The sequence below is a fragment of the Chelatococcus daeguensis genome (assembly GCF_001887265.1).
Classification (GTDB): Bacteria; Pseudomonadota; Alphaproteobacteria; order Rhizobiales; family Beijerinckiaceae; genus Chelatococcus_A; species Chelatococcus_A sambhunathii.
Genome location: NZ_CP018095.1, coordinates 440,084 through 466,115, shown reverse-complemented (window position 1 = coordinate 466,115; position 26,032 = coordinate 440,084). Strand labels below are relative to the sequence as shown.

General features: G+C 69.8%; 26 protein-coding genes and 2 tRNA genes. 19 read left to right on the top strand and 9 right to left on the bottom strand.

The annotated features are described in order from the left end of the window. Window positions 1-203: 203 nt before the first annotated feature. Window positions 204-752: an AAA family ATPase gene (locus tag BOQ54_RS02150; RefSeq protein ID WP_071923157.1), complete on the top strand. Its 549-nt coding sequence runs from the start codon at window positions 204-206 to the stop codon at window positions 750-752. Here the strand turns inward: BOQ54_RS02150 and BOQ54_RS02145 are convergent. Beyond that, on the bottom strand, window positions 730-1,284 hold the full coding sequence (locus BOQ54_RS02145) for a thermonuclease family protein (protein WP_071923156.1): 555 nt from the start codon (window positions 1,282-1,284) through the stop codon (window positions 730-732). The two genes, BOQ54_RS02150 and BOQ54_RS02145, sit on opposite strands and share 23 nt — an antisense overlap. A gap of 63 nt (window positions 1,285-1,347) precedes the next feature. After that, window positions 1,348-1,584, bottom strand: coding sequence for a DUF1674 domain-containing protein (locus tag BOQ54_RS02140; RefSeq protein WP_055459813.1), 237 nt, complete (start codon window positions 1,582-1,584; stop codon window positions 1,348-1,350). A gap of 147 nt (window positions 1,585-1,731) precedes the next feature. Between BOQ54_RS02140 and htpX the strand changes: the two genes are divergently transcribed. From htpX to purH, 4 genes are all read left to right on the top strand, one after another. Then, window positions 1,732-2,649: a zinc metalloprotease HtpX gene (gene htpX / locus BOQ54_RS02135; protein ID WP_071923155.1), complete on the top strand. Its 918-nt coding sequence runs from the start codon at window positions 1,732-1,734 to the stop codon at window positions 2,647-2,649. 3 nt (window positions 2,650-2,652) lie between these two features. Continuing rightward, complete coding sequence (locus BOQ54_RS02130) at window positions 2,653-4,008, top strand: RsmB/NOP family class I SAM-dependent RNA methyltransferase (RefSeq protein WP_346348317.1); 1,356 nt, start codon at window positions 2,653-2,655, stop codon at window positions 4,006-4,008. A gap of 110 nt (window positions 4,009-4,118) precedes the next feature. Further along, the gene (locus BOQ54_RS02125; protein WP_055459816.1) at window positions 4,119-5,924 is read left to right on the top strand and encodes a heparinase II/III family protein; all 1,806 of its coding nucleotides are present in this window, start codon (window positions 4,119-4,121) and stop codon (window positions 5,922-5,924) included. A 125-nt stretch (window positions 5,925-6,049) separates the two neighbouring features. Further along, a complete protein-coding gene (gene purH / locus BOQ54_RS02120) occupies window positions 6,050-7,642 on the top strand; it encodes a bifunctional phosphoribosylaminoimidazolecarboxamide formyltransferase/IMP cyclohydrolase (protein ID WP_071923154.1) in 1,593 nt (530 codons plus the stop codon). Window positions 7,643-7,706: 64 nt separating this feature from the next. Here the strand turns inward: purH and acs are convergent, their stop codons facing one another. The 6 genes from acs to hemC form a co-directional block, all read right to left on the bottom strand. Continuing rightward, window positions 7,707-9,656, bottom strand: a complete 1,950-nt coding sequence (gene acs / locus BOQ54_RS02115; protein WP_055459818.1) for an acetate--CoA ligase — start codon at window positions 9,654-9,656, stop codon at window positions 7,707-7,709. A 420-nt stretch (window positions 9,657-10,076) separates the two neighbouring features. After that, window positions 10,077-10,152 (bottom strand) — tRNA-Thr (locus BOQ54_RS02110). Between the two features lie 98 nt (window positions 10,153-10,250). Then, window positions 10,251-12,107, bottom strand: coding sequence for a heme biosynthesis protein HemY (locus tag BOQ54_RS02105; protein WP_071923153.1), 1,857 nt, complete (start codon window positions 12,105-12,107; stop codon window positions 10,251-10,253). 10 nt (window positions 12,108-12,117) lie between these two features. After that, window positions 12,118-13,434, bottom strand: coding sequence for a COG4223 family protein (locus BOQ54_RS02100; protein WP_071923152.1), 1,317 nt, complete (start codon window positions 13,432-13,434; stop codon window positions 12,118-12,120). Window positions 13,435-13,548: 114 nt separating this feature from the next. Beyond that, window positions 13,549-14,268, bottom strand: a complete 720-nt coding sequence (locus tag BOQ54_RS02095) for a uroporphyrinogen-III synthase (protein ID WP_071923151.1) — start codon at window positions 14,266-14,268, stop codon at window positions 13,549-13,551. A gap of 2 nt (window positions 14,269-14,270) precedes the next feature. Then, window positions 14,271-15,200 carry a hydroxymethylbilane synthase gene (gene hemC / locus BOQ54_RS02090; protein WP_055459822.1) on the bottom strand — a complete coding sequence of 310 codons (930 nt, stop codon included), beginning with the start codon at window positions 15,198-15,200 and terminating at the stop codon, window positions 14,271-14,273. Window positions 15,201-15,413: 213 nt separating this feature from the next. On the opposite strand from hemC, the gene tsaD reads away from it, so the two are divergent. The 8 genes from tsaD (at window position 15,414) to BOQ54_RS02050 (ending at window position 21,740) form a co-directional block, all read left to right on the top strand. After that, a complete protein-coding gene (gene tsaD / locus BOQ54_RS02085) occupies window positions 15,414-16,454 on the top strand; it encodes a tRNA (adenosine(37)-N6)-threonylcarbamoyltransferase complex transferase subunit TsaD (RefSeq protein ID WP_063188111.1) in 1,041 nt (346 codons plus the stop codon). Next, complete coding sequence (locus BOQ54_RS02080; protein WP_071923150.1) at window positions 16,451-17,449, top strand: NAD(P)H-dependent glycerol-3-phosphate dehydrogenase; 999 nt, start codon at window positions 16,451-16,453, stop codon at window positions 17,447-17,449. Before tsaD ends, BOQ54_RS02080 begins: the two co-directional genes overlap by 4 nt. A 16-nt stretch (window positions 17,450-17,465) precedes the next feature. After that, window positions 17,466-17,879 carry an EVE domain-containing protein gene (locus tag BOQ54_RS02075; protein ID WP_055459825.1) on the top strand — a complete coding sequence of 138 codons (414 nt, stop codon included), beginning with the start codon at window positions 17,466-17,468 and terminating at the stop codon, window positions 17,877-17,879. Window positions 17,880-17,945: 66 nt separating this feature from the next. Next, window positions 17,946-18,440: a TerB family tellurite resistance protein gene (locus BOQ54_RS02070; protein ID WP_157672643.1), complete on the top strand. Its 495-nt coding sequence runs from the start codon at window positions 17,946-17,948 to the stop codon at window positions 18,438-18,440. After that, window positions 18,440-19,216 (top strand): glutamine amidotransferase, encoded by a 777-nt coding sequence (locus tag BOQ54_RS02065; protein WP_063188103.1) that lies wholly within the window; start codon window positions 18,440-18,442, stop codon window positions 19,214-19,216. The genes BOQ54_RS02070 and BOQ54_RS02065 overlap by 1 nt, the downstream gene beginning before the upstream one ends. 59 nt (window positions 19,217-19,275) lie before the next feature. Next, complete coding sequence (locus BOQ54_RS02060) at window positions 19,276-20,682, top strand: adenylate/guanylate cyclase domain-containing protein (protein ID WP_055459828.1); 1,407 nt, start codon at window positions 19,276-19,278, stop codon at window positions 20,680-20,682. A 19-nt stretch (window positions 20,683-20,701) separates the two neighbouring features. Next, complete coding sequence (locus BOQ54_RS02055; protein WP_055459829.1) at window positions 20,702-21,052, top strand: 4a-hydroxytetrahydrobiopterin dehydratase; 351 nt, start codon at window positions 20,702-20,704, stop codon at window positions 21,050-21,052. A 55-nt stretch (window positions 21,053-21,107) separates the two neighbouring features. Continuing rightward, the gene (locus BOQ54_RS02050; RefSeq protein WP_083585873.1) at window positions 21,108-21,740 is read left to right on the top strand and encodes a MarC family protein; all 633 of its coding nucleotides are present in this window, start codon (window positions 21,108-21,110) and stop codon (window positions 21,738-21,740) included. A gap of 417 nt (window positions 21,741-22,157) precedes the next feature. On the opposite strand, the gene BOQ54_RS02045 is transcribed toward BOQ54_RS02050, so the two are convergent. Next, window positions 22,158-22,233 (bottom strand) — tRNA-Ala (locus tag BOQ54_RS02045). Window positions 22,234-22,380: 147 nt separating this feature from the next. On the opposite strand from BOQ54_RS02045, the gene BOQ54_RS02040 reads away from it, so the two are divergent. From BOQ54_RS02040 to sdhD, 6 genes are all read left to right on the top strand, one after another. Next, window positions 22,381-22,671, top strand: coding sequence for a YggT family protein (locus tag BOQ54_RS02040; RefSeq protein WP_019404936.1), 291 nt, complete (start codon window positions 22,381-22,383; stop codon window positions 22,669-22,671). A gap of 23 nt (window positions 22,672-22,694) precedes the next feature. After that, the gene (locus BOQ54_RS02035) at window positions 22,695-23,021 is read left to right on the top strand and encodes a DUF167 family protein (RefSeq protein WP_055459831.1); all 327 of its coding nucleotides are present in this window, start codon (window positions 22,695-22,697) and stop codon (window positions 23,019-23,021) included. Next, a complete protein-coding gene (gene folD, locus BOQ54_RS02030) occupies window positions 23,018-23,929 on the top strand; it encodes a bifunctional methylenetetrahydrofolate dehydrogenase/methenyltetrahydrofolate cyclohydrolase FolD (RefSeq protein WP_071923149.1) in 912 nt (303 codons plus the stop codon). Before BOQ54_RS02035 ends, folD begins: the two co-directional genes overlap by 4 nt. Window positions 23,930-24,023: 94 nt before the next feature. Then, a complete protein-coding gene (locus tag BOQ54_RS02025; protein ID WP_063188326.1) occupies window positions 24,024-25,070 on the top strand; it encodes a MaoC family dehydratase in 1,047 nt (348 codons plus the stop codon). A gap of 137 nt (window positions 25,071-25,207) precedes the next feature. Continuing rightward, window positions 25,208-25,621, top strand: coding sequence for a succinate dehydrogenase, cytochrome b556 subunit (sdhC, locus tag BOQ54_RS02020; protein ID WP_055459833.1), 414 nt, complete (start codon window positions 25,208-25,210; stop codon window positions 25,619-25,621). Between the two features lie 11 nt (window positions 25,622-25,632). Next, entirely contained in the window at window positions 25,633-26,028 is a 396-nt protein-coding gene (gene sdhD, locus BOQ54_RS02015) for a succinate dehydrogenase, hydrophobic membrane anchor protein (protein WP_055459834.1), read from the top strand. The last annotated feature ends 4 nt before the right edge of the window (window positions 26,029-26,032 follow it).

The window sequence follows — 26,032 nt, the reverse complement described above, 5'->3', positions numbered from 1 at the left end:
TGAATCACGCTTCGCCGCCAGAACGAATTTTCAGGACGAATTTTCGGGGCGAGTTTCCGAGACGAATTTCCTCTGGCGGCGGGCTTGCCCCGCCCGGCGCAAACGCCGTAGTCTTCCGTCTCTCCCCTGACATTGCTCACCCCGGCGCAGCGCCGCCGTGGCGCGCGTGCGCGCCTTTTCCCCTCTCATCCATGAGGACTGCCATGGCGAACGACGCCACCGATCGCTTCTTCGTGCTCACCGGCGGGCCCGGCTCCGGCAAGACGACCCTGCTTGCCGCGCTCGCGGCGGCGGGCCATACGGTCTCGCCCGAAGCCGGCCGCGCCATCATCCGCAACCAGCAGGCGATCGGCGGGCCGGCCCTGCCGTCCGCAGACCCGGCGCTCTATGCCGAGCTCATGCTGGCGCACGACCTCGCCGCCCATCGCCGCCATCTGAACGGGGATGGCCTGGTCTTCTTCGACCGCGGCATCCCGGACATCGCAGGCTATCTCGACCTCGTCGGCCTCGCCCGGCCGGCGCATCTCGAGCGAGCCATCGCATGCTGCCGCTACAATAGGCGCGTCTTCATCTGCCCGCCCTGGCCGGAGATCTTCACGCAGGATGCGGAGCGGCGGCAGACGCTGGAGGAAGCCGAGCGCACCCATGCCGCCATGGTCAGGATCTATGACGAGACGGGCTACGACCTCATTGAGGTACCGCGGCTGCCGACCGCGGAGCGAGCTGCTTTCATCCTTGCCTCATCGGCGTGACGGGCGGGTCGCGGTGCTGCGCCTGTCCGTTGCACCACGAATCGCGGCGCCCGCCTGCATAGGCGCGGGCATGGCCTGCCTCGCGCAGCAGAGCTCCGACATCCTGATCCTTGGCATCGAAGACGCGGGCGACAACGCGGCCGAAATACTTGTCGGGCTGCACCTGCGACAAAACGATGCCGCCGTCACGGACAAGCCGCGCCAGCGCTTCGTGCGCGGCCTGCGCGGCACGTCGCTCCTCCCGGCAGCGGCCCGCCCGCTCGGGCGCGTCCAGACCCGCGATACGAACCTTCGTCCGGATCTCGTGACCCGGCCACACGGCGACGCGCGCCTCGATCGTATCGCCATCCACAACGCGCAGAACCTCGGCGGCGAACGTACCGCGCTGCGCCACGCCGCGCACAGACACCGCGGCCGGGATCTCGGAACGCTCCACCCCCTGACCGACAAGGGCAGCCGTTCCAATTCCGGCAGCGAAAGCAAGCAGAGGGATCGGAGCCGGATATCGCATCCATCTCTTATAGCGTTTCATGCCCGATATGGGAAGACAGTCTCTTTATAGGTGTCCTGTCTTATATCGGGAGTGACGCGCGGATCAGAAGTCGGTAGCGATGCCCTTGCGCTCCCAGTCGCTGTACCGCACCGGCTCCGGTCCATCGCGACCGTTGACCTCGCGCTGACGCGCCAGGTCGCGTGTGCGGGCATCGATCTCGGAGCGGCGCGCCGCCGCCTCCTCAAGCGCCCGGCGCGCGGCCGGGCTCAGGACCTTGCCCGGCGCCGCCCCGGGCGGGGTCTCGCTCGCCGGGACCCCGGCCGGCTTGATCCTTTCCATCGCCATTCTCCACGCAATCGCGGGGCCCCGCGCCGCATGTCCTGCGACGTCCTCTTGCGGCGCCGGCCGCCCTTCCCCCACATATAGGGGGATTTCGGCGATTGGCACCGGCAAATCGGCGCCGCCGGTGCCGGACGGAGGCAAAGGATGAACTATTTCAAAACCGGCCTGCTGCTGGCGGCGCTCACGGCGCTGTTCGGCGTCGTCGGTTTTCTCATCGGCGGCACGGGCGGCATGCTCGTTGCGCTCGGCCTCGCCGCGGCGATGAACATCTTCAGCTACTGGAACTCGGACCGCCTGGCACTCGCCGCCCACGGCGCGCAGGAGGTCGACGAGCGCACGGCGCCCGAGCTCGTGCGCATGGTGCGGGAGCTCAGCCAGCGCGCCGGCCTGCCGATGCCGCGCGTCTACATCATCGACAATCCCCAGCCGAATGCCTTCGCCACCGGTCGCAACCCGGAGAACGCCGCCGTTGCGGCAACGACCGGCATCCTGCGCATGCTCTCCTACGAGGAGCTGGCGGGCGTGATGGCGCACGAGCTCGCGCACATCAAGAACCACGACACCCTGACGATGACGATCACGGCGACCATCGCCGGCGCCATCTCGACCATCGCGCAGTTCGGCCTCTTCTTCGGCGGCGGCAACCGCAACAACGGCGGCGGCCTCATCGGCACCATCCTGCTCGTCGTGCTCGCGCCCATCGCCGCGATGATCATTCAGATGGCCATCAGCCGCTCGCGCGAGTATGAAGCGGATCGAATCGGCGCCGAGATCTGCGGCAACCCGCTGTGGCTGGCGGGCGCGCTCGGCAAGATCGCCCGTGGCGTCGAACAGATCCCCAACGAGAGCGCCGAGACCCACCCGGCCACCGCGCCGCTCTTCATCGTCAACCCGCTCAGCGGCCGCAACATGGACAACCTGTTCTCGACCCATCCGGCGACGGAGAACCGCATCGCCGCCCTCATCGACCTCGCTCGCCGCATGGGGCTGGGCACGGCCGGCGGGAACGTGCCGCGCGGTCCCTGGGGTGGCAGCCAGCGGCCCCGCGGACCCTGGGGCTGAGCGCTGAAACCCGCCCGTCCCCCTCACAACGCGCGTATAAGGCCCACGCAGCCGGCGGGCCTTGCCGCGCGCGTCATCGCTGCCGAAGCGCTCGATGCGGTGCTGCGCCAGCGCGCGCCGCTCGACGAGACGCTGGAGCGGCTCGCCGTACACCACGACGAAGCGGGCCAACGGGACCGCGCGCTCGCCCGCGCCATCGCCACCGTCGCCTTGAGGCGGCTCGGCACCATCCGTCTCGGCCTCAAGCGCTTCCTCGAGCGCGGCCTGCCGCGCAATGCCGGGCTTCTCGAGGCAATCCTCATCGGGGGCGCGGCACAGCTCCTCTTTCTCGAGGTGCCCGACCATGCGGCGGTCGACCTCGCCGTGCGCCAGGCACGGGCGGACAAGCGCGCCTTCCCCTATGCCAAGCTCGTCAATGCCGTGCTCAGGCGTGTGGCCGGCGCGCGGGCGGAGATCCTGGCGGCCGGCGAGGCGCCGCGCATCGATACGCCCGACTGGCTCCAGCGGCGCTGGACGACGGCCTATGGCGAGGCGACAGCCGATGCCATCGCGGCCGCCAACAGGCACGAGGCCGCCGTCGACATCTCAGTGAAGCACAACCTTCCCGGCTGGGCCGAGACGCTCGGCGCCCACATCCTGCCCACCGGCTCGCTGCGCCTGCCGCAGCGCGTGCCCGTGACGGACCTGCCAGGCTATGCCGAAGGGGAATGGTGGGTGCAGGACGCTGCCGCAGCCCTGCCGGCGCGGCTCATCGCCGCCAAGGCAGGCGAGCGCATCATCGATCTCTGCGCCGCGCCAGGTGGCAAGACGGCGCAGCTCGCGGCCGCTGGTGCCTCGGTGCTCGCCGTCGACCGCTCACCCGAGCGCTTGGAACGGCTCGCCGAAAACATGCGGCGCCTGTCGCTGACCGTCGAGACGCTGGCCGCCGACGCGCTTTCCCTCGACGTGCCCGCGGCAGATGCCGTGCTGCTCGATGCCCCTTGCTCGGCGACTGGCACGCTGCGCCGCCACCCGGACGTCGCCTGGACGAAGCGCGCGGAGGACATCACCTCGCTCGCGCAGCTGCAGGCGCAGCTGATCGACAAGGCCGCAAGCCTCGTGCGCCCGGGCGGGCGGCTCGTGTACTGCACCTGCTCGCTCGAGCCGGAGGAGGGCGAGCGCCAGGTCGCGGCCTTCCTCGACCGCCATCGCGACTTCACGCGCCTGCCGGTCGCTGCGGAGGAGATCGGCGGGCTCGCGCAGTTCATCACCGCCGACGGCGATCTGCGCACCCTGCCGCACGCACTGCCGGGCGCAGAGCCGCGCCTGTCCGGCCTCGACGGCTTCTACGCCGCGCGGCTCGTGCGCGCTTCATCATGAGCAGCAGGCGGCAGCGGCACGGGACGGTCAAAGGGCACGTGAGCGCGAACGGAAACGTTAACCATCCTGCAGTAATTTATGTGGGCTAAGTGTTGACGAAAGCGCAAGCGATGCACGCGGACAAGGCGGGAGCGATCGTGGCCGGAAGCGCCGATCGGTGGCGGCTCATGGGACTTGCCCTCGGCGAGATCGCTCGGCGTGCGCGCAACCTCGCCACCGGCTCGCTGCGCGCCCTGCTGCAACCGGTGCGCCGTCAGGCGCCGAGCCGCCTCATCATCGCCCCGCAGGACCTGCGCACCACCGATCCGACCGTCGCAGGCGACATTTACGCCGGCTATTTCGCCTTCGCTGGCCGCGTCGTTCAGGCCCAGGGGCGCTCGCCCTTCGAGGCGGCGCCGCCGAGCCGGGCCTGGGCCGAACAGCTCTACAGCTTTGGCTGGCTGCGCCACCTACGTGCCGCCGATTCCGCCCTGGCCCGTGCGAACGCGCGTGCGCTCGTCGACGATTTCCTCGCCAGCGGCCATGACCGGCGCGGTCTCGCGGCAGAGCCGACCATCGTCGCGCGCCGGCTCATCGCCTTCCTCACCCAGTCGCCGCTGCTGCTCGAGGGGGCGGACCATGCCTTCTACCGGCGGCTGATGAAGGCGCTCGGCCGCTCGGTCAGTCAGCTGCAGCGGGCGCTCGCCGGCGGCGCGCGCGGCGAGGAGCGGCTGACCGCGGCCATCGCCCTCGCCTATGCGGGCCTGTGCCTCGACGGCTATGCCCGGCTGCAGCGCGGCGTCAGCCGCACGCTCGCGGACGAACTGTCGCGCCAGATTCTGCCCGACGGCGGCCATGTCAGCCGCAACCCGCGCGTCCTGATCGACCTCCTTGCCGATCTCCTGCCGCTGCGCCAGACCTATGCGGCGCGCAGCGTCGAGCCGCCGGCGCCGCTCCTGCGCGCCATCGATCGCATGATGCCAATGCTGCGCCTCTTCCGGCACGGGGACGGCTCCATTGCCTTGTTCAACGGCATGGGCGGCACGGCGCCGGATCTCATCGCGACCCTCCTCGTCTATGACGATGCCCGCGCGCAGGGCATGGAGCACGCGCCACACAGCGGCTACGAGCGGCTGCAGGCCGGTGGCACGGTGGTCATCGCCGACACCGGCGGCCCGCCGCCCGCCGCCTTCTCGGGCGAAGCCCATGCGGGCTGCCTCTCCTTCGAGCTGACGGCCGGCTTCTGCCGTATCGTGGTCAATTGCGGCGCGCCGCGCGGCACGGGGCCGGTTCCGATCGCCACGCGTTCTACCGCCGCCCATTCAACGGCGACGGTGCACGATGCTTCCTCCTGCCATTTTGCCGGAGCGGGCGACGACCTGTCGCTCGGCGCCCGCCTCGGCCGATGGATCGGCGCGCCCATCCTCTCCGGCCCGCAGGACGTGCCGGTGTCGCGCAAGGACGAGGACGGCGACGTCATTCTCGTCGCGGCGCACGACGGCTACGTGCAGCGCTTCGGCATCGTGCACGAGCGCCGCCTGCGCCTCGCCGCCGGCGGCGAGCAACTCGCGGGCGAAGACACCTTCATCCTCATCGATCCGACGCCGGGCATGACGGATGTCACCATCCGCTTCCACCTCCACCCTTCCGTGCGCGCCAGCCGGCTGCAGAGCGGGCAGGCGGTGATGCTGCTTCTGCCCGATGGCGAGGCCTGGACCTTCGAGGCCGAACATGTGCCCCTTGCCATCGAGGAAAGCGTCTTCTTCGCCGCCCCGGACGGCACGCGCCGGACCGAACAGATCGTGCTCTCGCTCGATGCGGCCGAAACCCATGCGGTGCGGTGGTCCTTCCAGCGCATCGGCCGCCACAACAGCACAGACGCAAGGCGCTCGGCCGCCCGCCCGGACGAGGAACCGCTGCCCCTCCGAGGCATCTGACAGCGCCTCGCACCCGCATCCGCGTTTTGTCGGCGACGCATTCGTGCTAAGCGCCGGGGCGACGGCGCCGGCAGAAGGCTCTGCGGCCGGCTGCCGGGAGCCAGAATGCCGAAGGACATCGCGTAATGCCGAGTGAAGTCAGGCGCGTCACCCGCGCCCTCCTGTCCGTCTCCGACAAGACGGGCCTCGTCGAATTCGCCGCCGCGCTCGCGGCCCGGGGCATCGCCCTCGTCTCGACCGGGGGCACGCGCAAGACGCTCGTCGACGCCGGCCTCACCGTGGCTGATGTCTCGGACGTGACAGGCTTCCCCGAGATGATGGACGGGCGCGTCAAGACGTTGCACCCGGCCGTACACGGCGGGCTCCTCGCCGTCCGCGCCAATCCCGAGCACCAGGCGGCCATGCTCGCCCACGGCATCGGACCCATCGACCTGCTCGTCGTCAACCTATATCCGTTCGAGGCGACGGTGGCGAAGGGCGCCGCCTATGACGACTGCATCGAGAACATCGACGTCGGCGGCCCGGCCATGATCCGCGCCGCCGCCAAGAACCACGACGACGTCGCCGTGGTCGTCGAGCCCGACGACTATGCCGCCGTGCTGACCGATCTCGAGGCGCATGACGGCGCGACGACTCTGACGCTGCGGCGGCGCCTGGCGCAGAAGGCCTACGCGCGCACCGCCGCCTATGATGCTGCCATCTCCAACTGGCTCGCCGGGCAGCTCGGCGAGACGGCGCCAGCCTTCCGGGCGCTCGGCGGCGCGCTGGCCGAGCCGATGCGCTATGGCGAGAATCCCCATCAGTGGGCCGCCTTCTACCGCACGCCGGAGCAGCGCCCCGGCGTCTCCACGGCGCGCCAGCTGCAGGGCAAGCAGCTCTCCTACAACAACATCAACGACACCGACGCCGCCTTCGAGTGCGTGGCCGAGTTCGACCCGGCCCGCACCGCCGCCGTCGTCATCGTCAAGCACGCGAACCCGTGCGGCGTCGCTGAGGGATCGAGCCTCCTCGACGCCTACGAGAAGGCACTCGCCTGCGATCCCGTTTCGGCCTTCGGCGGCATCGTCGCCCTCAACCGCCGGCTCGATGCGGAGGCGGCGAGGAAGATCGTCGAGATCTTCACCGAGGTGATCATCGCCCCCGAGGCGAGCGAGGAGGCGGTTGCCATCGTCGCGGCGAAGAAGAACCTGCGCCTGCTCGTGACCGGCGGCCTGCCCGACCCGCGCGCCGGCGGGCTTGCCCTGCGCACGGTCGCTGGCGGCTTCCTCGCCCAGGCGCGCGACAGCGCCGTCATCGACGACATGAGTCTCAAGGTGGTGACGAAGCGCGCCCCGACGGCGGCCGAACTCGCGGACCTCAAGTTCGCCTTCCGTGTTGCCAAGCACGTCAAGTCGAACGCCATCGTCTATGCCAAGGGCGGCGCCACGGTGGGCATCGGCGCCGGCCAGATGAGCCGCGTCGATTCCTCGCGCATCGCGGCCTGGAAAGCGGCGGAAGCGGCGAAGACGGCGGGTCTTCCCGAGACGCTGGCCAAGGGCTCGGTCGTCGCCTCCGACGCCTTCTTTCCCTTTGCCGACGGGCTACTCGCCGCAGCCGAGGCCGGCGCCACGGCCGTCATCCAGCCTGGCGGGTCCATGCGCGACGACGAGGTGATCAAAGCGGCCGACGAGGCAGGCCTCGCCATGGTTTTTACCGGCCACCGCCACTTCCGGCACTGATGCTGCGAACCACCCCTCTCCCCACAAAAAGGGGGGAGGGGTGGTGACTTCTTCCCCGACGGCCTCAGGCCGGCACGCGCTTGTTCTGCCTATTGTGGATGAGATCGTCCACCACGGACGGGTCGGCCAGTGTAGAGGTGTCGCCGAGGTTGGAGAACTCGTCCTCGGCGATCTTGCGCAGGATACGGCGCATGATCTTGCCCGAGCGGGTCTTCGGCAGGTTGGGCGCGAACTGCACGAGGTCGGGCGACGCGATCGGGCCGATCTCCTTGCGGACCCACTGGACGAGCTCCTTGCGCAGCTCTTCCGTCGGCTCCACGCCTGCCATCAGCGTCACGTAGGCGTAGATGCCTTGGCCCTTGATGTCGTGCGGATAGCCGACAACGGCCGCTTCCGACACCTTGGCGTGGGCGACCAGCGCCGATTCGACCTCGGCCGTGCCCATGCGATGGCCGGAGACGTTGATGACGTCGTCGACGCGGCCGGTGATCCAGTAATAGCCATCGGCGTCGCGCCGGCAGCCGTCACCGGTGAAATACTTGCCGGGATAGGTGGAGAAGTAGGTGTCCATGAAGCGCTGGTGGTCGCCGTAAACCGTGCGCATCTGGCCCGGCCAGGAATCGGCGATGCACAGATTGCCCTCGGTCGCGCCCTCCAGCACCTTACCCTCGGCGTCGACGATCTCGGGCCTGATGCCGAAGAACGGCCGCGTGGCGGAGCCGGGCTTCAACGCAATGGCGCCTGGCAGTGGCGAAATCAGGATGCCGCCAGTCTCGGTCTGCCACCAGGTGTCGACGATGGGGCAACGCCCGTCCCCGACCACGCGATAGTACCACTCCCAGGCCTCCGGATTGATCGGCTCGCCGACCGAGCCGAGCAGGCGCAGCGAAGTGCGTGAGGTCTTCTTCACCGGCTCGTCCCCGGCCTGCATCAAGGCGCGGATGGCGGTGGGGGCGGTGTAGAAGATGTTGACCTGGTGCTTGTCGATCACGCGCCAGAAGCGGGAATTGTCCGGGTAGTTCGGCACGCCCTCGAACATGAGCGTCGTCGCGCCATTGGCGAGCGGGCCGTAGAGGATGTAGCTGTGCCCGGTCACCCAGCCGACGTCGGCCGTGCACCAGAAAATGTCGCCGTCGTGATAGTCGAAGACGTACTGATGCGTCATCGACGCATAGACCAGATAGCCGCCCGTGGTATGCAGCACGCCCTTGGGCTTGCCGGTGGAACCCGAGGTGTAGAGGATGAAGAGCGGATCCTCCGCCTCCATCGGCTCGCAGGGGCACTCGCTCGTCACCAGTGCTGCCGCCTCATGGTACCAGACGTCACGGCCCGGCTCCATGGCGACATCGGCGCCGGTGCGGCGTACGACGACGACGTGGTCGACACCGCCCACCTTGGCGATGGCTGCGTCGACATTGGCCTTGAGCGGCACCTTGCGCCCGCCGCGCAGGCCCTCGTCCGCCGTGATGACGACCTTTGAGGCGCAGTCCTCGATGCGGCCGGCGAGCGAGTCGGGCGAGAAGCCACCGAAGACGACGGAGTGGATGGCGCCGAGCCGCGCGCAGGCCAGCATGGCGAAGGCCGCCTCGGGGATCATCGGCATGTAGATGGTGACGCGGTCGCCCTTCTCGACGCCGCGGTTGCGCAGCACGTTGGCGAAGCGGCAGACCTCGTCGTGCAGCTCGCGATAGGTGATGAGGCGGGATTCGGAGGGATCATCGCCCTCCCAGATGATGGCCGTCTGGTCGCCGCGCGTCTCCAGATGCCGGTCGATGCAGTTGTAGGCGACGTTCGTTACGCCATCCTCGAACCAGCGGATGGAGACCTCGCCCGGCGCGTAGGAGACATTCTTGACCTTCTCGTAGGGCGTGAACCAGTCGATGCGCCGGCCGTGCTCGTCCCAGAACGCTTCGGGATCCCGAATCGAGGCCTCGTACATCTCGTTGTAGCGAGCCTCATCCACGTAGGCGCGCTTCGCCCAATCGGCCGGCACCTCGTAGACCTTCTCCTGCATGACGTCCTCCCGAAACCTCGGCCGGGCCTTCAGTCGGCACCGGTCCAAACGCAGCCTCCGGCCCGCCATCCGGACGGATAGCGGCCTTGAAGCGATTGATCGGGCGGCATTATGCGAAGGGCGACCGGCACCGGCAAGGCGCCAAGGGTCACACTTTCGTCTCTTCGACGTTGGGAGAAGGCTTCACCAGAGGCGCGTGCCGGGACATCCTCGCGGGTCATGGCCGGACTTGTTCCGGCGATGCGCGCCTTTCAGCCTTGCGCAACGGCGAGGTGTGGATGCCCGCGACAAGCGCGGGCATGACGGGGAGGAGCGGTTGCCCTTCACGCCTCAAGGGCCCCTCCGGCAAGGCTCCGTGGCATCCCGCTTCGCTCGGCGAAGACGGACAAATCTGCGTGGTGGGCTGGCGCGAAGCAGGAATGGTGCCGCGGAAGGGATTCGAACCCCCGACCCACGCATTACGAATGCGTTGCTCTACCAGCTGAGCTACCGCGGCACGCGCGCGCCTTCTAGCGTCAATCACCCCGCCTTGGCAAGTGCCTCGCGCGATTCCGAGCCAGCGGCCGCGCGAGGCCTGTGCACGAGCAGCCGCGGTCAGGTCACGATGGTGCGGCGCACGGGGCCGGCCTCGTCCTCCCCGGTCACCGGCCCGGGATCATCGGGCGGACGGCTGACCGGGAAGATGACCGGGCTCGCCCGCCGTGCGCGACGGGGCGTGGCGTTCTCGGCGGGCTGCGCAGGTGCCGCCGTCTCCGATATACCGCGTCGCGCCGATGCCTTCGCCGCCTCGGTCACATATTGCGGCACGGGAGCAGCCGGCGCGGGCGACGGCTTTTCCTCTGGCGGGACGGGAGGGGCGGCCGATGCCTGTGCCCGTTCAGGCGCGGCGGGCTCGCCGGTCTCCGGTGGAGGAGCTGGCGCAGCCGGCTGCGGCGATTTATCTGCCGGTTCGACCACGGTCACCGGTTCAGGCTCGGAACGCGCATCAGGCCCCGCAGCCCGGGAAGGCGGCCGGGCCTCGGCAGCCGTTGCGGGAAGCTCACGGGAGGGCTCTTCCCGCGCTGGCGGCACGATTTCAGGCAGCGCCTCGGCTGCATGGCGCTCGTCGACGTCGCCGATGACGGCGTCGGCCCGGTGCGTCTCCTGCGCCTCGCGATGCTGGGCGGCGATCTGCTCGCTCGGCGTTCCCCAGACGAAGGCGTCGAGCCGGCCGCTGACCGGCGAGACCGGCGACCAGGTGTCGGAGATGACGCCGTCGGCGAGCCAGGCGGGATCGCGCGGCGCGCGCGAGGCACGGGCCAGCCAGGCGCGTACGGCCCCCGTCTCGCCGTGCTCGGCCTCCTCGATGTCGGCCATCAGCACGCAGGTGCGCAGCGTGGGGCGCTCGGCGATGAGCGGGGCCAGCGCCTCGCGGGCGCGGGCGAATTCGCGCGCGTCGAGCGCGGCCCGGGCCAGCATCAGCCGCGATTCGGCGGAATCCGATGCCAGCCGCGCCAGCGTCTCGGCGCGGGCGAGCCGATCACGCGCCGAATCGCCGGAGCGGATCTCGACATAGGCCGCGGCGATATCAGGATGCGGCAGCCGCACCCAGGCCGCCTCGAGGATCCTGGCCGCCTTGCGGTATTTGCCGGCGCGGGCGAGAAGGCGGCCGGCCAGCACGGCGGCGGGCACGAGATCGGGCGCGAGCTTGACGGCCTCGCGCACAGCGGTGAGCGCGGCGTCGGGGTCCTTCTCCGCCCGGTCGATGGCATCGGCCGTCAGGAGCACGGCGCGCTGGCGGCGCGCCTCGGCGCGGTCGATGAGCCGCAGCGCGGCGCGCCGCTCGAGGGTCATGAGCGCCCCGCGCCAGTCGCGTTCGGCGGATTGGAATTCGAGCACCGCCTCGTTGGCCCAGCCGACACTCGGCGCAAGCTCCGCCGCCTTGGCCGCATGGGCCCGGGCGGCGACGAGATCGCCCTTGCGTCGCGCCTCGACGAACAGGCCGCGCAGGCCGAGCACCCGCGTCTCGGGCTCGTCGAGCATGTCGTTGAAAGCGGCCTCGGCGCCTGCCCGATCGCCGGAGATCTGGGCGGCCTGGGCCTTGAGCAGCAGCGTCAGCGGCTCGCGGCCGAGCCAGCGCTCGGCATCGCCCGCGTGTCGGCGCGCGGCGGCGGGATCGCCCGAGCCGACGGCTACCATGCCGCGCGACACGGCGGCAAAGCCGCGCGCCCGGCGGCGGGCGCGCGAGGCGATGGTGACGAGGTCCGGCAGCTTGAAGACGAAGCGCACCACGCTCCACACGATGACAAGCGCGGTGACGATACCGATGAGCGCCGCCACGGCGACGCTGAGCGGGGTGCTGATGCGATAATCCTGCCAGGTGAGCACCACCTCCCCCGGATGGTCGGCAAGCCAGGCGGCGCCGAGCGCGACGAAGGCGAGAAGGACGAGGAAGACGAGAACGCGAATCATGGCTGCGCCCTCACCCGTTGCCGCCGAAGGCGTCGACGGCCGAACGACGCACGGCGAGCGCCGCCTGCTCCGCTTCCGCGCGGGCCCTCAGCGCCGCGACCCAATCACGCGTCGCCTGCTGCTCGGCCGGCGACAGCCGCTCCCAAGCCGCGAGCGCCGCCGCCGCGTCGCCGCGGGCGAGCGCCGCATCGACGGCGTCGGCCGGCTGCTCCCCGCTGCCGACGCGCTCGACCCGCACGAGGCCGGCTGCACTGTCGCTCAGACGCTCCCAGAGGCTGCCCTCCGGACGGCTGCGGCGCTCGGTTTCGGCCGCCCGGGCCAGACCTTCGCGCAAGCCTGGACGCAGGCTCTCGGTGGTCGGCAAGCCGGCCCCCGCCTGCGGCTGGAGCGGGGACAGGAGCTCTGCCGGCGTGCCGAGGCGCTCGAGCACCGCAATCTCCTTCTCGAAGGGCTGGCCGGAGCGGATCGCGGTCAGCAATAGCTCCGCCACGGCGAGCCGGCCCGCGGCATTGCCGATCGGCTCGGCAGCGCCGTCGGCGATCTGCCTTTCGGCGGCGTCGAGCCGGGCGCCCAGGGCCTCCAGCCGGCGCGAGACGTCGCTGATGACGCCCGGATCGAGGCTGCGCACGGTCCCTTCGACTGCGTCGACACGTCGGCTCAGTTCGTCGCGGATCGCGCGAAGCTCCGCCGGCGACGCGCCCTCGACGGACCGCAGCCCCTCGATCTCGTTGGCGAGGCCGTTGATGCGCGCCGTCAGGCCGTCGTCCTCGCGGGAGGCGGAGGTCATGCGCGCCTCGAGCGCCTCGAGATCCTCACGGCCGACGACATTGGCGAGGCTGCGCTCGACGACGGCAAGGCGCGCCGCGGTGTCGTTGGCCGGACCGACGAGCACCGGCAGCAATATGGCTGCGGCGGCGCCGACGATGCCGCCGACGGCAGCCGCCACGAGGAGCGAACTTTGGAGGCCCTGGCGGGGCGCCGCAGCCGGTTCGGCGGGCCGTACGCCATGAGCGGTGGTGTCGACGGGCGCCTCGTCAGCCGGCGCATCCCCGAGGCGTTCCTTGCCTTGAAGCCTCTCGTCTCCGCCGGGCACATCCTCGGCGGCCGGCATGTCGCCAGGTGGGACTTGTGCGGCCGGCTGCGCGACGGCGGGTGCGTCCTCGCCCGCAGAAACCGTCCGGGGGGTGGTGGCCGCCTCTGCAGCCGCGCCATCGGCGGAAGGCAGCGCGGTGGCCTCGGTCATGGCGCGGTCGGTCGTCTGCGCGGCGCGCTCCGCCTTCGTGCGGGCTGTCCGGGACGTCCGGCCCGTCGGCTTCTCGTCGCTCATGCAGACCTCTCTCCATCATTTCCTCGGCACCGCCGGTGCTCCCGGGCAGGCCATGATGAACCCTCAAGCTCTTAACATCAGCCGCCCGTCCATGGCGAGCCCGCAGGCTGCGCGTCATCTGTCGCCATGTGCCGGCAGCAAAGCCAGCAAGGCTTCCTCGTGCGGAGCGGCCGCGGCCGCGACCCGCCGGATACCAGCGGCCCTGAGTGGCGCGGCAACATCCTCCGACAGGCACAGGTGTCGCAGGGCACGGAATGCCTCGCCGCAGCCGGCCCGCTCGGCGAGATTGAGCGCCAGGGCTGCGCTTCGGCGGGAATAATGCAGCGCGACCGTGACTTTGCCGCCGCCAAGCGCCACCACTGCGGCCGGCGGCAGCGATTCCTCCGCCTCGGCGACATAGGCGATCCACGGCACGACCGCAAAGCCGGCGGCGGCGAGAAGAGCGGGCGTATCGGCCTTGTGATCGCGGCCGAGGACGAGGAGAAGCCGCGCGCCTGCGGGGAAGACCGACGGGGCGAGCGCCGCGAGGGCGATGCGGTCGCCCGCCGCCGCCATGACGGCCGCAAAGCCGGCCTCGCGCGCCACCTCGCCCGTGCGCTCGCCGACCGCAAGGAGAGGCAGCGCGGCGAGTGCCGCGACATCCCCCTCGCCCAAAGCTTCGAAGGTGTTGGGGCTGGTGACGACGACACCGTCGAAGGCTCCCGCCGGGCGCGGCTCATCCGTGGAATGGATGGTCAGGAGCGGAGCGATGACGACCGCATGGCCGCGCTCGCCAAGGCGCTGCGCCGTCCGGCGCGCCGCCGTTTCCGGCCGCAGGACGAGGACGCCCGCCATGTCTACTTTCCCAGGAGCGCCGGGCGCGCGCGGGCCACCACCTCGCGCCCCGCATCCTCTCCGAGACCGAGTGCCTCGGCGACCGGGCCGCTCCGCTCGACGGCCACCCAGTCGCTGCCATCGGGCGCCAGCAGCATGCCGCGGAAGGAGAGACTGGCCCCCTGCACTCGCGCCAGACCCGCAATGGGCGTGCGGCACGAGCCGTCGAGCACGCGCAGGAAGGCTCGCTCGACCTCCAGCGCCACACCTGTCGCGGGATCGGTGAAACGCATCAGCATCTCGCGCAGGGCAAGGTCGTCGGCGCGCGTCACGATGGCGATGGCGCCCTGGCCGATGGCGGGCAGGAAATCCTCCGTATCGAGCACGGCGGTCGCCTTGTCGGCGAGGCCGAGCCGCCGCAGCCCGGCGAGGGCCAGCAAGGTCGCGTCGATCTCGCCGCTCTCGACCTTGGCGAGGCGAGTGCCGACATTGCCGCGCAGCAGCGTGACCGAGACATCGGGCCGCAGGCGCCGCACCTGCGCCTGCCGGCGCAGCGAGGCGCTGCCGACCACGGCGCCGCGCGGCAGCTCGGCGATGCTGCGCGCACCGCGGCTGATGAGAACGTCGCGCACATCCTCGCGGGCGAGATAACCCGCGATGACGAGCCCTTTCGGCAGGACGGTCGGCAGATCCTTGGCGGAATGGACGGCAAGGGCGATGCGCCCGTCGAGGAGCGCGCTGTCGAGCTCCTTCGTGAACAGACCCTTGCCGCCGGCCTCCGACAGCGCCCGGTCCTGGATCATGTCGCCCGTCGTCTTGATGACCGAGAGCGCGACCGCCTCGGCTGGGCAGCCAAGCGCTCCGGCGAGGAGCGCCTGCACCTGCCGCGCTTGGGCCAGGGCGAGCGGGCTGCCGCGCGTGCCGATGACAGGTGCGCCGGTCGATGCGATCATGGTTCCGTCCAACTCCAATTACGGCCCCGCGGCCGGCGGGCGATTCGTGCAGGCGGGAGGCCGCAGAGCCGCTCCCGCACCTCACTATCGCATGCCCTACCACCCTGCTGCGGCGAAAAACCGGTTCCCACGGCTTTACGCCATGCTCTATAGGGGGAAGCGGCGCTTTTGCGAACCGCGACCGATCGCAGCCCCTTCAGAACCCAGCGAATCATGCGCGTTCTTGGCATCGAGACCACCTGTGATGAAACGGCGGCCGCCGTCGTCGGCCTTGCCGGCGACGGGCGCGGCGTCATCCTGTCGAACGAGATCCTCAGCCAGATCACGGAACATGCCGCCTATGGCGGCGTGGTGCCGGAGATTGCGGCGCGCGCCCATGTCGAGGTCATCGACCGGCTGGTGGCGCGGGCGCTGAAGGCGGCCGACGTGACGCTGAAGGACATCGATGCCGTCGCCGCCGCCGCCGGCCCCGGCCTTATCGGCGGTGTCATCGTCGGCCTCACCACCGGCAAGGCTCTCGCCCTCGTCTCCGGCAAGCCTTTTATCGCCGTCAACCACCTCGAGGCGCACGCGCTGACGGCACGAATGACCGACGGCGTCGCCTTTCCCTATCTGCTGCTGCTCGCCTCGGGCGGGCATACGCAATTGCTCGCGGTGCGTGGCGTCGGCGACTATGTGCGCCTTGGCACCACGATCGACGACGCCATCGGCGAGGCCTTCGACAAGACGGCGAAGATGCTCGGCCTGCCCTATCCCGGCGGGCCGGAGGTGGAACGCCAGGCGCTCCACGGCGACCCGGCGCGCTTCGCCTTGCCACGGCCGCTGGCCGGCCGGCCGGACCCGGATTTCTCGCTCTCCGGCCTCAAGACCGCCGTGCGCATCGAGGCCGAGCGCATCGCCCCGCTCTCGGCACGGGACGTTGCCGATCTCTGCGCCTCCTTCCAGGCGGCCGTGGTCGACGTCGTCGCCGACCGGGTGCGCATGGGCCTACGTGCCTTCCGGCAGAAGGCGGGGCACCCGACCGCGCTCGTCGTCGCCGGTGGCGTTGCCGCCAACCAGGCGATCCGCCGCGGCCTGACGCGGCTTGCCTCCGAGGCCGGCCTGCCCCTCGTCACGCCGCCGCCGGCCCTGTGCACGGACAACGGCGCGATGATCGCCTGGGCGGGGCTCGAGCGCCTGCGGCTCGGCCTCACCGACGACCTCACCGCCCCCGCCCGCGCCCGCTGGCCGCTCGAGGCGGCCTCCGCGGCATGATGACCGATCCTGTCGTCATCGTCGGAGCCGGCGCGTGGGGCACGGCCCTCGCCAACGCGGCGGCCCAGGCCGGACGCTTCGTCACCCTCGTCGCGCGCGATCCCGAGCACGCCGGCACGATGCAGGCCGCGCGCGAGAACTTGCGCTTCCTGCCCGGCGCGCCGCTCCATGCCGCGATCACCGTCACCGCCGACCTCGGCGCAACGACGGCCGCGCGGGCGCTGCTCCTCGTCGTGCCGGCACAGGCCCTGCGCGAGGCAGCCCGGGGGCTCGTGCACCGGCTCGCCCCGGGCACACCCGTTGTCATCTGCGCCAAGGGCATCGAGCGCACGTCGAGCCGCTTCATGAGCGATGTCGTCGGCGAGGAGCTGCCGGCGGCGGTGCCCGCCGTCCTGTCGGGCCCGAGCTTCGCCGAGGACGTGGTGCGGGGCCTGCCGACCGCCGTGGTGCTGGCCTGCGCGCAGGAGGAGACCGCGCGCAGCCTCGCCGCGACGCTGACGAGCCCTACATTCCGCATCTATCACGGCACCGACGTGCGCGGAGTCGAGATCGGCGGTGCAGCCAAGAACGTGCTCGCCATCGCCTGCGGCATCGTCATGGGCTGCGGCCTCGGCGAGAGCGCCCGGGCCGCCATGGTGGCACGGGGCTTCGCCGAGCTGATGCGCTTCGCCCGCGCCCTCGGCGCCCGTCCTGAGACGCTGATGGGGCTGTCCGGGCTCGGCGACCTCGTGCTCACCTGCGGCTCTGCGAAATCGCGCAACTTCGCCTTCGGCGAGGCGCTGGGGCGCGGCGTGCCGCTTTCTGAAGCCTCTGGCGGCAAGCTGGCGGAAGGCGCCTTCACCGCCGCGGCACTCGTGGCGATGGCCGGCCGGCACGGGGTGGAGATGCCGATCTCAGAGGCTGTCGCTGCAATCGTCGCTGGGGAGGTTTCCGTGGAAGCGGCGATCGGCGCGCTGCTCAACCGGCCGATCCGCGCCGAGCACGAGATCATCTGACGAACGGGGAGAGGTCATGGCGCACTGGCTGTTCAAATCGGAACCGGCCACCTGGTCCTGGGACCAACAGGTCGCGGAAGGCGAGAAGGGCACGTTCTGGAACGGCGTGCGCAACCATTCCGCCAAGCTCAACATGATGGCGATGAAGAAGGGCGAGACCGGCTTCTTCTACCACTCCAACGAGGGCAAGGCGATTGTCGGCATCGTCGAGGTGATCAAGGAGTACTATCCCGACCACACCGATGCGAGCGGTCGCTTCGGCATGGTCGACATCAAGGCGGTGAAGGCGCTGCCGCGGCCGGTGACGCTCGACGAGATCAAGAATACGCCCGCGCTCGCGGATATGGTGCTCGTCAACAATTCGCGCCTGTCGGTACAGCCGGTGAGCGACCCCGAATGGGACATCATCTGCAGGATGGGCGGATTGTGAAGAAGGCGGGGTTGAGCGCCGCCGTCCGATCGGACAGGATGCCAGTCTGAAATCGTTCCTATGTCCATGACTCGTCCCGTCCGCCTCATCGCCAGCATTGCCCGGCTCTTCGAACGCCTGCCCCGGCACCAGGCCGTGCCGCCGCGCGAAGATCGGGACCGCACCCCCGACACCCTCCTGTCGCTTGCCATCGTCCTCGTGCACATCGCCGGAGGCGACGGGCGCCTGACGGGAGAGGAACGCGCCAGGCTCGCCGACCTCGTCGGACGCCGCTTCCGCCTCTCGCCGCGCGAGGCGCTCCGGATCATCGAGGCTGCCATCGTGGCCGAGGGCTCGCGCGAGGACGTGGACGACGCCTTCGAGGACCTGAAGCGCCTGCTGCCGCCGGACGGGCGCCGCGAGCTGATGGCCGCCGCCTGGGAACTCGCGAAGATCGACGGTCACGTCGCCGAACTCGAGGACGACCTCCTGTGGCGCTCCGCCCGCCGGCTCGGGCTGAGCGAGCGCGAGGCCGAGGCGCTGCGTCAGAGCGCGCTGACGGACGTCGACGGAGGGGTCTGATGGGTGCGGCGACCCCGCTGCCCGTTCTCATCGTCCTGCACCAGGAACATTCGACGCCCGGCCGGGTTGGCCGGCTCCTTGTGGAGCGTGGCCACCCGCTCGACATCCGCCGGCCGCGCTTCGGCGATCCCTTGCCGCAGACGCTCGCACTGCATGCCGGCGCCGTCGTCTTCGGCGGGCCCATGAGCGCCAACGACCCCGATGACTGGGTGAAGCGCGAGATCGACTGGATCGGCGTCGCGCTCGATGAGAAAAAGCCGCTGCTCGGCCTCTGCCTCGGCGCGCAGATGCTGGCGAAACACCTCGGCGGGCGGATCGATCCGCATCCCTCGGGCCTTGCCGAGATCGGCTATTATCCGCTCAAGCCGACGGCGACGGGGCGACGCTTCGCCAGCGAGACGGGCGCGCCATGGCCGTCGCACGTCTACCAGTGGCATCGGGAGGGGCTCGACTGTCCGCCCGGCGGCGAACTTCTCGCCGAAGGCGCGGATTTTCCGAACCAGGCCTTCCGCGTCGGACCCGCCGCCTTCGGCCTGCAGTTCCATCCCGAGGTGACGCACGCCATGATCTATCGCTGGACGACGCGCGCCAGCGAAAGGCTAGGCCTGCCGGGCGCCCAAGCCGCGCACCTGCACCACCGCGGGCGCTTCATGTACGACCCCGACGTCGCCCTTTGGCTCGATGCGTTTCTCGACCACTGGCTCGCCGCCGGCACCCCACAGGCCCGATCACAACCAGTCGCGGAACCGGGGAGCGCCTGCGCCCCAGCGATCTGAGAGCCGCAACGGTCGCTTCATGGTATACTTAATAAATTGTACATGCGGAGCACCGTCCGATGGCCGAGACGGAAGCGCTCTTCTCACTCCTGCGTCAGACCGCTGATCCTGCGGCGGCCATGGCAATCGAGCGCGTTGTCCGGCATGGCGCCGACCGCGCGCTCAACCGCATCAACGTGCTCGCCTTCGCGGCGCGCGAGGGCCTCGACGAGGAAGCTGCCATCGCCGCCTTCCTCCATGCCGCCCATCTCGGCCTGTTCGACCTGTCGTGGAACGTGCTGTGCCCGGGGTGCGGCGGCGTGCTCGACGCCAATGCGACACTCGGCACCCTCGACCGCTCCTCCTACAGCTGCACGCTGTGCGCCGCAGGCTACGAGCCGACCCTCGACGAGATGGTGGAGGTGACCTTCACGGTGAACCCCCGCGTGCGGCAGATCGCGGCGCACGAGCCGGATCGGCTGCCGATGCACGAATATTTTCGCCAGATCTTCTGGAGCTCGGGGGTAGACCTGCCGGACGAAATCGAGGCGCAACTCGACGAGATCATCATCGAGGCCATCGAATTGCCACCCGGCGAGAAGGCCCTCCTGTCACTTCAGCTGCCGCGGGGCTTCATTATCGTCTTCGACCCCGTCACCCATTCCGTGCAGTTCATCGACGCCGACAGCGAGGAGACGCGCGAGCGGCGCTCCCTCTCCCTTGTCATCGACGCCGTGCATGCACCGAACGAGACGGTTCGCCTGCAGCCCGGCCCGCTGCGCCTGACGCTCGAGAACCGCACCGGCCGGCGCGTCCTGCCCGGCCTCTTCATCGCGGGCGAGGCGCTGCACACGCTCATCGGCCGGCGCCGGCCGTTCCTCACCGCCAAGCGGCTCCTCAGCAACCAGACCTTCCGCGACATCTATCGGACGGAGACGCTCAACGTCGACCAGCGGCTGAAAATCACCAGCCTCACCTTCCTCTTCACCGACCTCAAGGGATCGACCCGGCTCTACGAGCGCGTGGGCGACCTGGCCGCCTTCGACCTCGTGCGCGAGCACTTCCGGGTGCTCGGCGACATCGTGGCGGCGGAAGCAGGCGCCATCGTCAAGACCATCGGCGATGCGGTGATGGCGACCTTCCCGACGCCGGAACGGGCTGTCGCCGCCGCGCTACGCATGCGCGAGGCCATGCGCAGCCTTAACGCCGCCCACGGCAGCGAGGACCTGGTGCTGAAGATCGGTCTGCACGAGGGTCCCTGTCTGGCCGTCAGCCTCAACGAGCGGCAGGACTATTTCGGCCAGACGGTGAACATCGCCTCGCGCGTGCAGGGCCTCGCCGAATCGCAGGCGATCTACGCCACGGGCTCCGTCGTCGAGCGGCCGGAAGTGTCGAGCCTGCTCGCCCGCACCGGCCTGACGCCGCTGGCGCGACGACGCGCCTTGCGCGGCATCGATGACGAGGTCACCCTGTACGAGATTCCGTGACCCGGCCGCGGGAACAGCCATGACCGACGATCTCGCCACGAAGACCTGCACGCCCTGCAAGGGCGGAACGCCGCCTTTGTCCCCCGAAGCCGTCGCGCATTACGCGAAACAGGTGCCGCAGTGGGAGGTCAACGGCGATGCCACGCGCATCGCACGCACCTTCCGCTTCAGGAACTACGCGGGGGCTTTCGCCTTCGTGGCGCGTGTGTCGGAGATCGCCGAGGAGCAGGGCCACCACCCCGACATCACCTTCGGCTGGGGCTATGCGACGGTCACGCTGCAGACCCACAAGATCAAGGGCCTGCACGAGAACGACTTCATCATGGCGGCCCGCATAGACGAGATCGCCGGCGGCGAACCCGCCGCCTGAGACGCCCTGTCCGGCGCCCTCCCCCAGCCCTCATCTTCCCCTTCCGGAGCCGATCGTGCTGATCGACCAGACCCTGCTCGTCACGCAGTTCATGACGCTTCTCGCCGTCCTCGACCCGATCAGCCACACCTCGCTCTTCCTCTCCGTCACCGGCGGGCTCGACCGGGCCGAGCGGCGCAAGGCGGCCCTCATCGCCGTTCCCGTCGCCTTCGTCATCCTCGTCGTCTTCGCCGTCATCGGCCAATATGCGCTGGCGGCGATGAACATCTCGCTCATCTCCTTCCAGATCGCCGGCGGCATCATCCTCCTCATCTTCGCCTTGTCGATGACCCTCGGCGACAAGGGGCCGGCGCCGGCTGCCGAGGCGGGCGCAAACGACGCGGCGAGCGTCGCCGTCTACCCGCTGGCGGTGCCGATCATCGCCGGGCCGGGCGCCATGCTCGCCATCGTCATCCTCATGGACAACAACCGCCTGACCTTCGTCGAGCAGGTGGAGACGGTCGCCATGCTGGCGCTCAACATGCTCATCCTGCTCGGGCTCTTCCTGTCCGGCGATGCGGTGTCGCGCCTCATCGGCCGCCACGGCGCCAACGTGCTGCGGCGCGTGATGGGCATCGTGCTCGCCGCCCTGTCGATCAACCTGATCCTGGAAGCGATGGCGAAATGGCTGGGGCTGCCGGCGATTTGAGAAGGGGTGCAGGATGGCGGAAGAGGCATCGCCAACGCTTCTTCGCGAGGGCCTGCCGGAGCCAGACTTCAAATATTGCTCCAATGCGTGGGCCGTTTTCTCCACCGCACCGACCGTCTGAGCGGCGCGGATGAATGCACGGCCCCAACATGATTTCCGATCGCCTCCGCCGTCATGCCCGCGCTTGTCGCGGGCATCCACGCGGCAAAGCCCGCGCCAGGCGAAAAGGCGTGGATGGCCGCGACAAGCGCAGCCATGACGGGCGGGAGGTTGTAACACTCTGAAAAGGCGCAGCGATCCCGACCGGATAGCCGCGAGGCGGCGCCGTTCACTGCGCACCCCGTGGCGGTCGGCAAGCTTCTACGGCTGCTGCGTCGGGCGTCGGCCTTTGGACTGCCATCCCAAGCTAACGTGGAATGGTGGAGCTGAGGGGATTCGAACCCCTGACCTCTGCAGTGCGATTGCAGCGCTCTCCCAACTGAGCTACAGCCCCTAAAGGTCGGCGCGTTTTAGGCCGGCGCGGGGGCGGCTGTCAATTGCTGTTTCGCGCGAGCGCGCGGCGAGCGCGACGGGTTGTTCACAGCGGCGGAGAGCGCTAAACGGAAGCTCCCGTCCGTCCTCTCCATCCTCCGGATTTTCAATGCGCGCGATTCTCGATGTTCTCATGGTCGTGCTCGACCTCTACACATGGCTCGTGATCGCCTCAGCCATCATCAGCTGGCTGGTCGCCTTCAACGTCGTCAACACGCGCAACGACGTGGTGCGGGCGATCTGGAATTTCCTCTACCAGATCACCGAGCCCGCGCTTCGGCCCATCCGCTCCATCCTGCCCAATCTCGGCGGCATCGACGTCTCGCCCATCATCCTGCTGCTCATCATCTTCTTCCTGCAGCGGGTGATCGTGCTCTACGTCTACCCGGCCGTCATCTAAAGCCCGGCCGGCGCGAGGCAGGCATGAGCGGCGCCTTCACGCGCACGGGCGAGGGGCTGACGCTCACGGTGCGCCTGACGCCGCGCGGCGGGCGCGATGCGATCGAGGGCGTCGATGAGCTGGCGGACGGGCGCGCCGTCATCAAGGTCCGCGTCCGCGCCGTGCCGGAGGACGGGGCGGCCAATGCGGCGCTCACCCGGCTCCTCGCCAAGAGCCTCGGCGTCGCCGCCTCCGCCGTCGCGCTCGTCTCCGGGCACACTGCACGCATCAAGATCCTGACCGTCGCCGGCGACGCCGCTATGCTGGAAGCGCGGCTCGCGGCACTCATCAAGCACGAGGACCGGCCATGACGACGCTCCCGACGTCCCGAATCATCGACGGCAAGGCCTTCGCCGAGGGCCTGCGCCGACGCGTGGCGGAAGCAGCGGCCGATTTCCTTAGCCGGTCCGGCCGCGCGCCCGGCCTTGCCGTCGTCCTCGCCGGCGAGGATCCGGCGAGCAGCGTCTATGTGCGCAACAAGGCGCAGCAGACGGTGGAGGCCGGCATGGCCTCCTTCGAGCACCGCCTGCCGGCGGAGACAGGCGAGGCCGAGCTCCTCGCCCTCGTCGCGCGGCTCAACGCGGACGATGCGGTCGACGGCATCCTCGTACAGCTGCCGCTGCCGGCGCATATCGACGCGCAGAAGGTGATCGAGGCGATCGACCCGGCGAAGGACGTCGACGGCTTCCACCCGGAGAATGCCGGGCGGCTGATGACCGGGCTTCCCGCGCTCGTGCCCTGCACGCCGCTCGGCTGCCTGATGCTCATCAAATCCGTCCAGCCGGCGCTCGCCGGGCTCGAGGCAGTCGTCGTCGGACGCTCCAACATCGTCGGCAAGCCGATGGCGCAGCTGCTCCTCTCCGAGAGCTGCACGGTCACGGTCGCCCATTCGAAGACGCGCGACCTGCCGGCCGTGTGCCGCCGCGCCGACATCCTCGTCGCGGCCGTCGGCCGGCCGCAGATGGTGCGCGGCGACTGGGTGAAGCCCGGCGCCATCGTCATCGACGTCGGCATCAACCGCATCCCGGCGCCCGAGCGCGGCGAGGGCAAGACGCGGCTCGTCGGCGACGTGGCCTATGACGAGGCGGCGCAGCGCGCCGGCGCCATCACGCCGGTGCCGGGCGGCGTCGGGCCGATGACTATCGCCTGCCTCCTGCGCAACACGCTCGCGGCGGCGGTCGCCCGCACCGGCGTCGTGGTGGACGTGCCGTCGGCCTGAACGCCTCCGCCCAAGGTCGCAATGGCGCAGTGCAGCATGTAGGCTAGTCTCCCGCGAAACAGCGAGGGAGGAGCCGATGGACACAGCACTGCCGATGAAGACCAGCACCGGCCGGTTCTTCGAGGATTTCCGCCTCGGCGAGGTGATCCGTCATGCGACGCCCCGCACGGTAACGGCGGCCGATGCCGCGCTCTATTCGGCGCTCTACGGCACGCGCTTCGCCGTGCAGTCCTCGGACGTCCTCGCCGCGCAGATCGGCTACGAGCGCAGCCCCCTTGACGATCTCCTCGTCTTCCATGTCGTCTTCGGCAAGACCGTGCCGGACATCTCCCTCAATGCGGTCGCCAACCTCGGCTATGCGGAAGGCCGCTTCCTGAGGTCCGTCTATCCCGGCGAGACACTGTCGGCCGTCTCCGAGGTCATCGGGCTCAAGGAAAATTCCAACGGCAAGACCGGCGTCGTCTACGTGCGCACGCGCGGGCTGCGCTCCGACGGGGCCGAGGTGCTCGAATATGTGCGCTGGGTGATGGTGAAGAAGCGCGACGAGGCGGCGTCCGTCGCGGACCAGCACGTGCCGCAGCTCGCGGACAGCGTGGAACCGTCGCATCTCGGCATCGGGTGCCCGCCCATCGACGTCGAGGTCTATGATTTCGGACTTGCCGGCAGCCCCTGGCGCTGGGGTGACTTCCGCATCGGCGAGCGCATCGACCATGTCGACGGCATGACGGTGGAGGAGGCCGAACATCAACTCGCGACCCGGCTCTATCAGAACACGGCGCGGGTGCATTTCGACCAGCACGCTGCCACGGGCTCGCGCTTCGGCCGGCGGCTGATCTACGGCGGCCATGTGATCTCGCTGGCCCGTGCGCTGTCCTTCAACGGCCTTGGCAATGCCTTCCACATTGCCGCCATCAACGGTGGACGCCATGTGGCGCCGCTCTTTGCCGGCGACACCGTCTATTGCTGGAGTGAGGTGATCGACACCGCCGAACTCGAGGGGCGCAGCGACATGGGCGCCCTGAGGCTGCGTACCATCGCCACGAAGAATTTACCCTGCGCTGGTTTTCCGGGCCACAACGGCACCGAATACGACCCTGCTGTGGTGCTTGACCTCGACTATTGGGCCCTTCTGCCGCGATAGGACGGCGCAAGGAAGCAGTTACAAAGCTGGAAAAATGTCACCGCCTTTGGCGGCATGTTGCATTGCGGTTGCGGCCCACATTCGTTACGAAGCCGATAGCTTCGAGCAACTCCAGACTGCAAGCGGGGAGGCCCCACATGGCCGAGGCGAAAGCGCCCGGGACGAGACCGGAAGACATCCGCCCCCTCTCGCCGCACCTCCAGATCTACCGCTGGACGTGGACGATGGCGATGTCGGTGGCCCATCGTGTCACCGGCGCGGCCCTCTACGTGGGCACCCTGCTGCTGGTCGCCTGGCTGCTGGCGCTGGCCAGCGGGCCGGCAGCCTTCGAGACCGCGCAGTGGTTGTTCGGCTCCTTCCTGGGCCGGCTCATCCTCTTCGGCTACACTTGGGCGCTGCTGCACCACATGTTCGGCGGCATTCGCCACTTCATCTGGGACGTCGGGCTCGGCTTCGATGCCCCTGCCCGCCAGAACCTCGCCCGCATGACCCTCATCGCCTCGGCCGCGCTCACGCTCCTCGTGTGGGTGATCGGCTACGCGGTTTCGTGAGGAGACATTCCATGGCTTCGACGAAGCATTCGTTGCGCACGCCGCTCGGCCGCGTCCGCGGGCTGGGCTCCGCCCGGTCCGGCACGTCGCATTTCTGGCACCAGCGGCTCACGGCGCTCGCCAACGTGCCGCTGGCGCTCGCCTTCATCGCCATCGTGGTCTGCGCGGCCGGCGGCGGCTACGACGAGGCGCTCGCTCTCGTGCGCAGCCCGCTCGTGGCGCTCCTCCTGCTCCTCTTCATCCTCTCGGCGACCTATCACATGCGCATTGGCATGCAGGTCATCATCGAGGACTACGTTCACGGCGGCGCCAAGGTCGCTGCGGTGATCGCCAACACATTCTTCGCCCTGCTCGTGGCAGCCGCCGCGGTCTTCGCGGTTCTCAAGATCTCCTTCGGCGGGATGTAAGTTC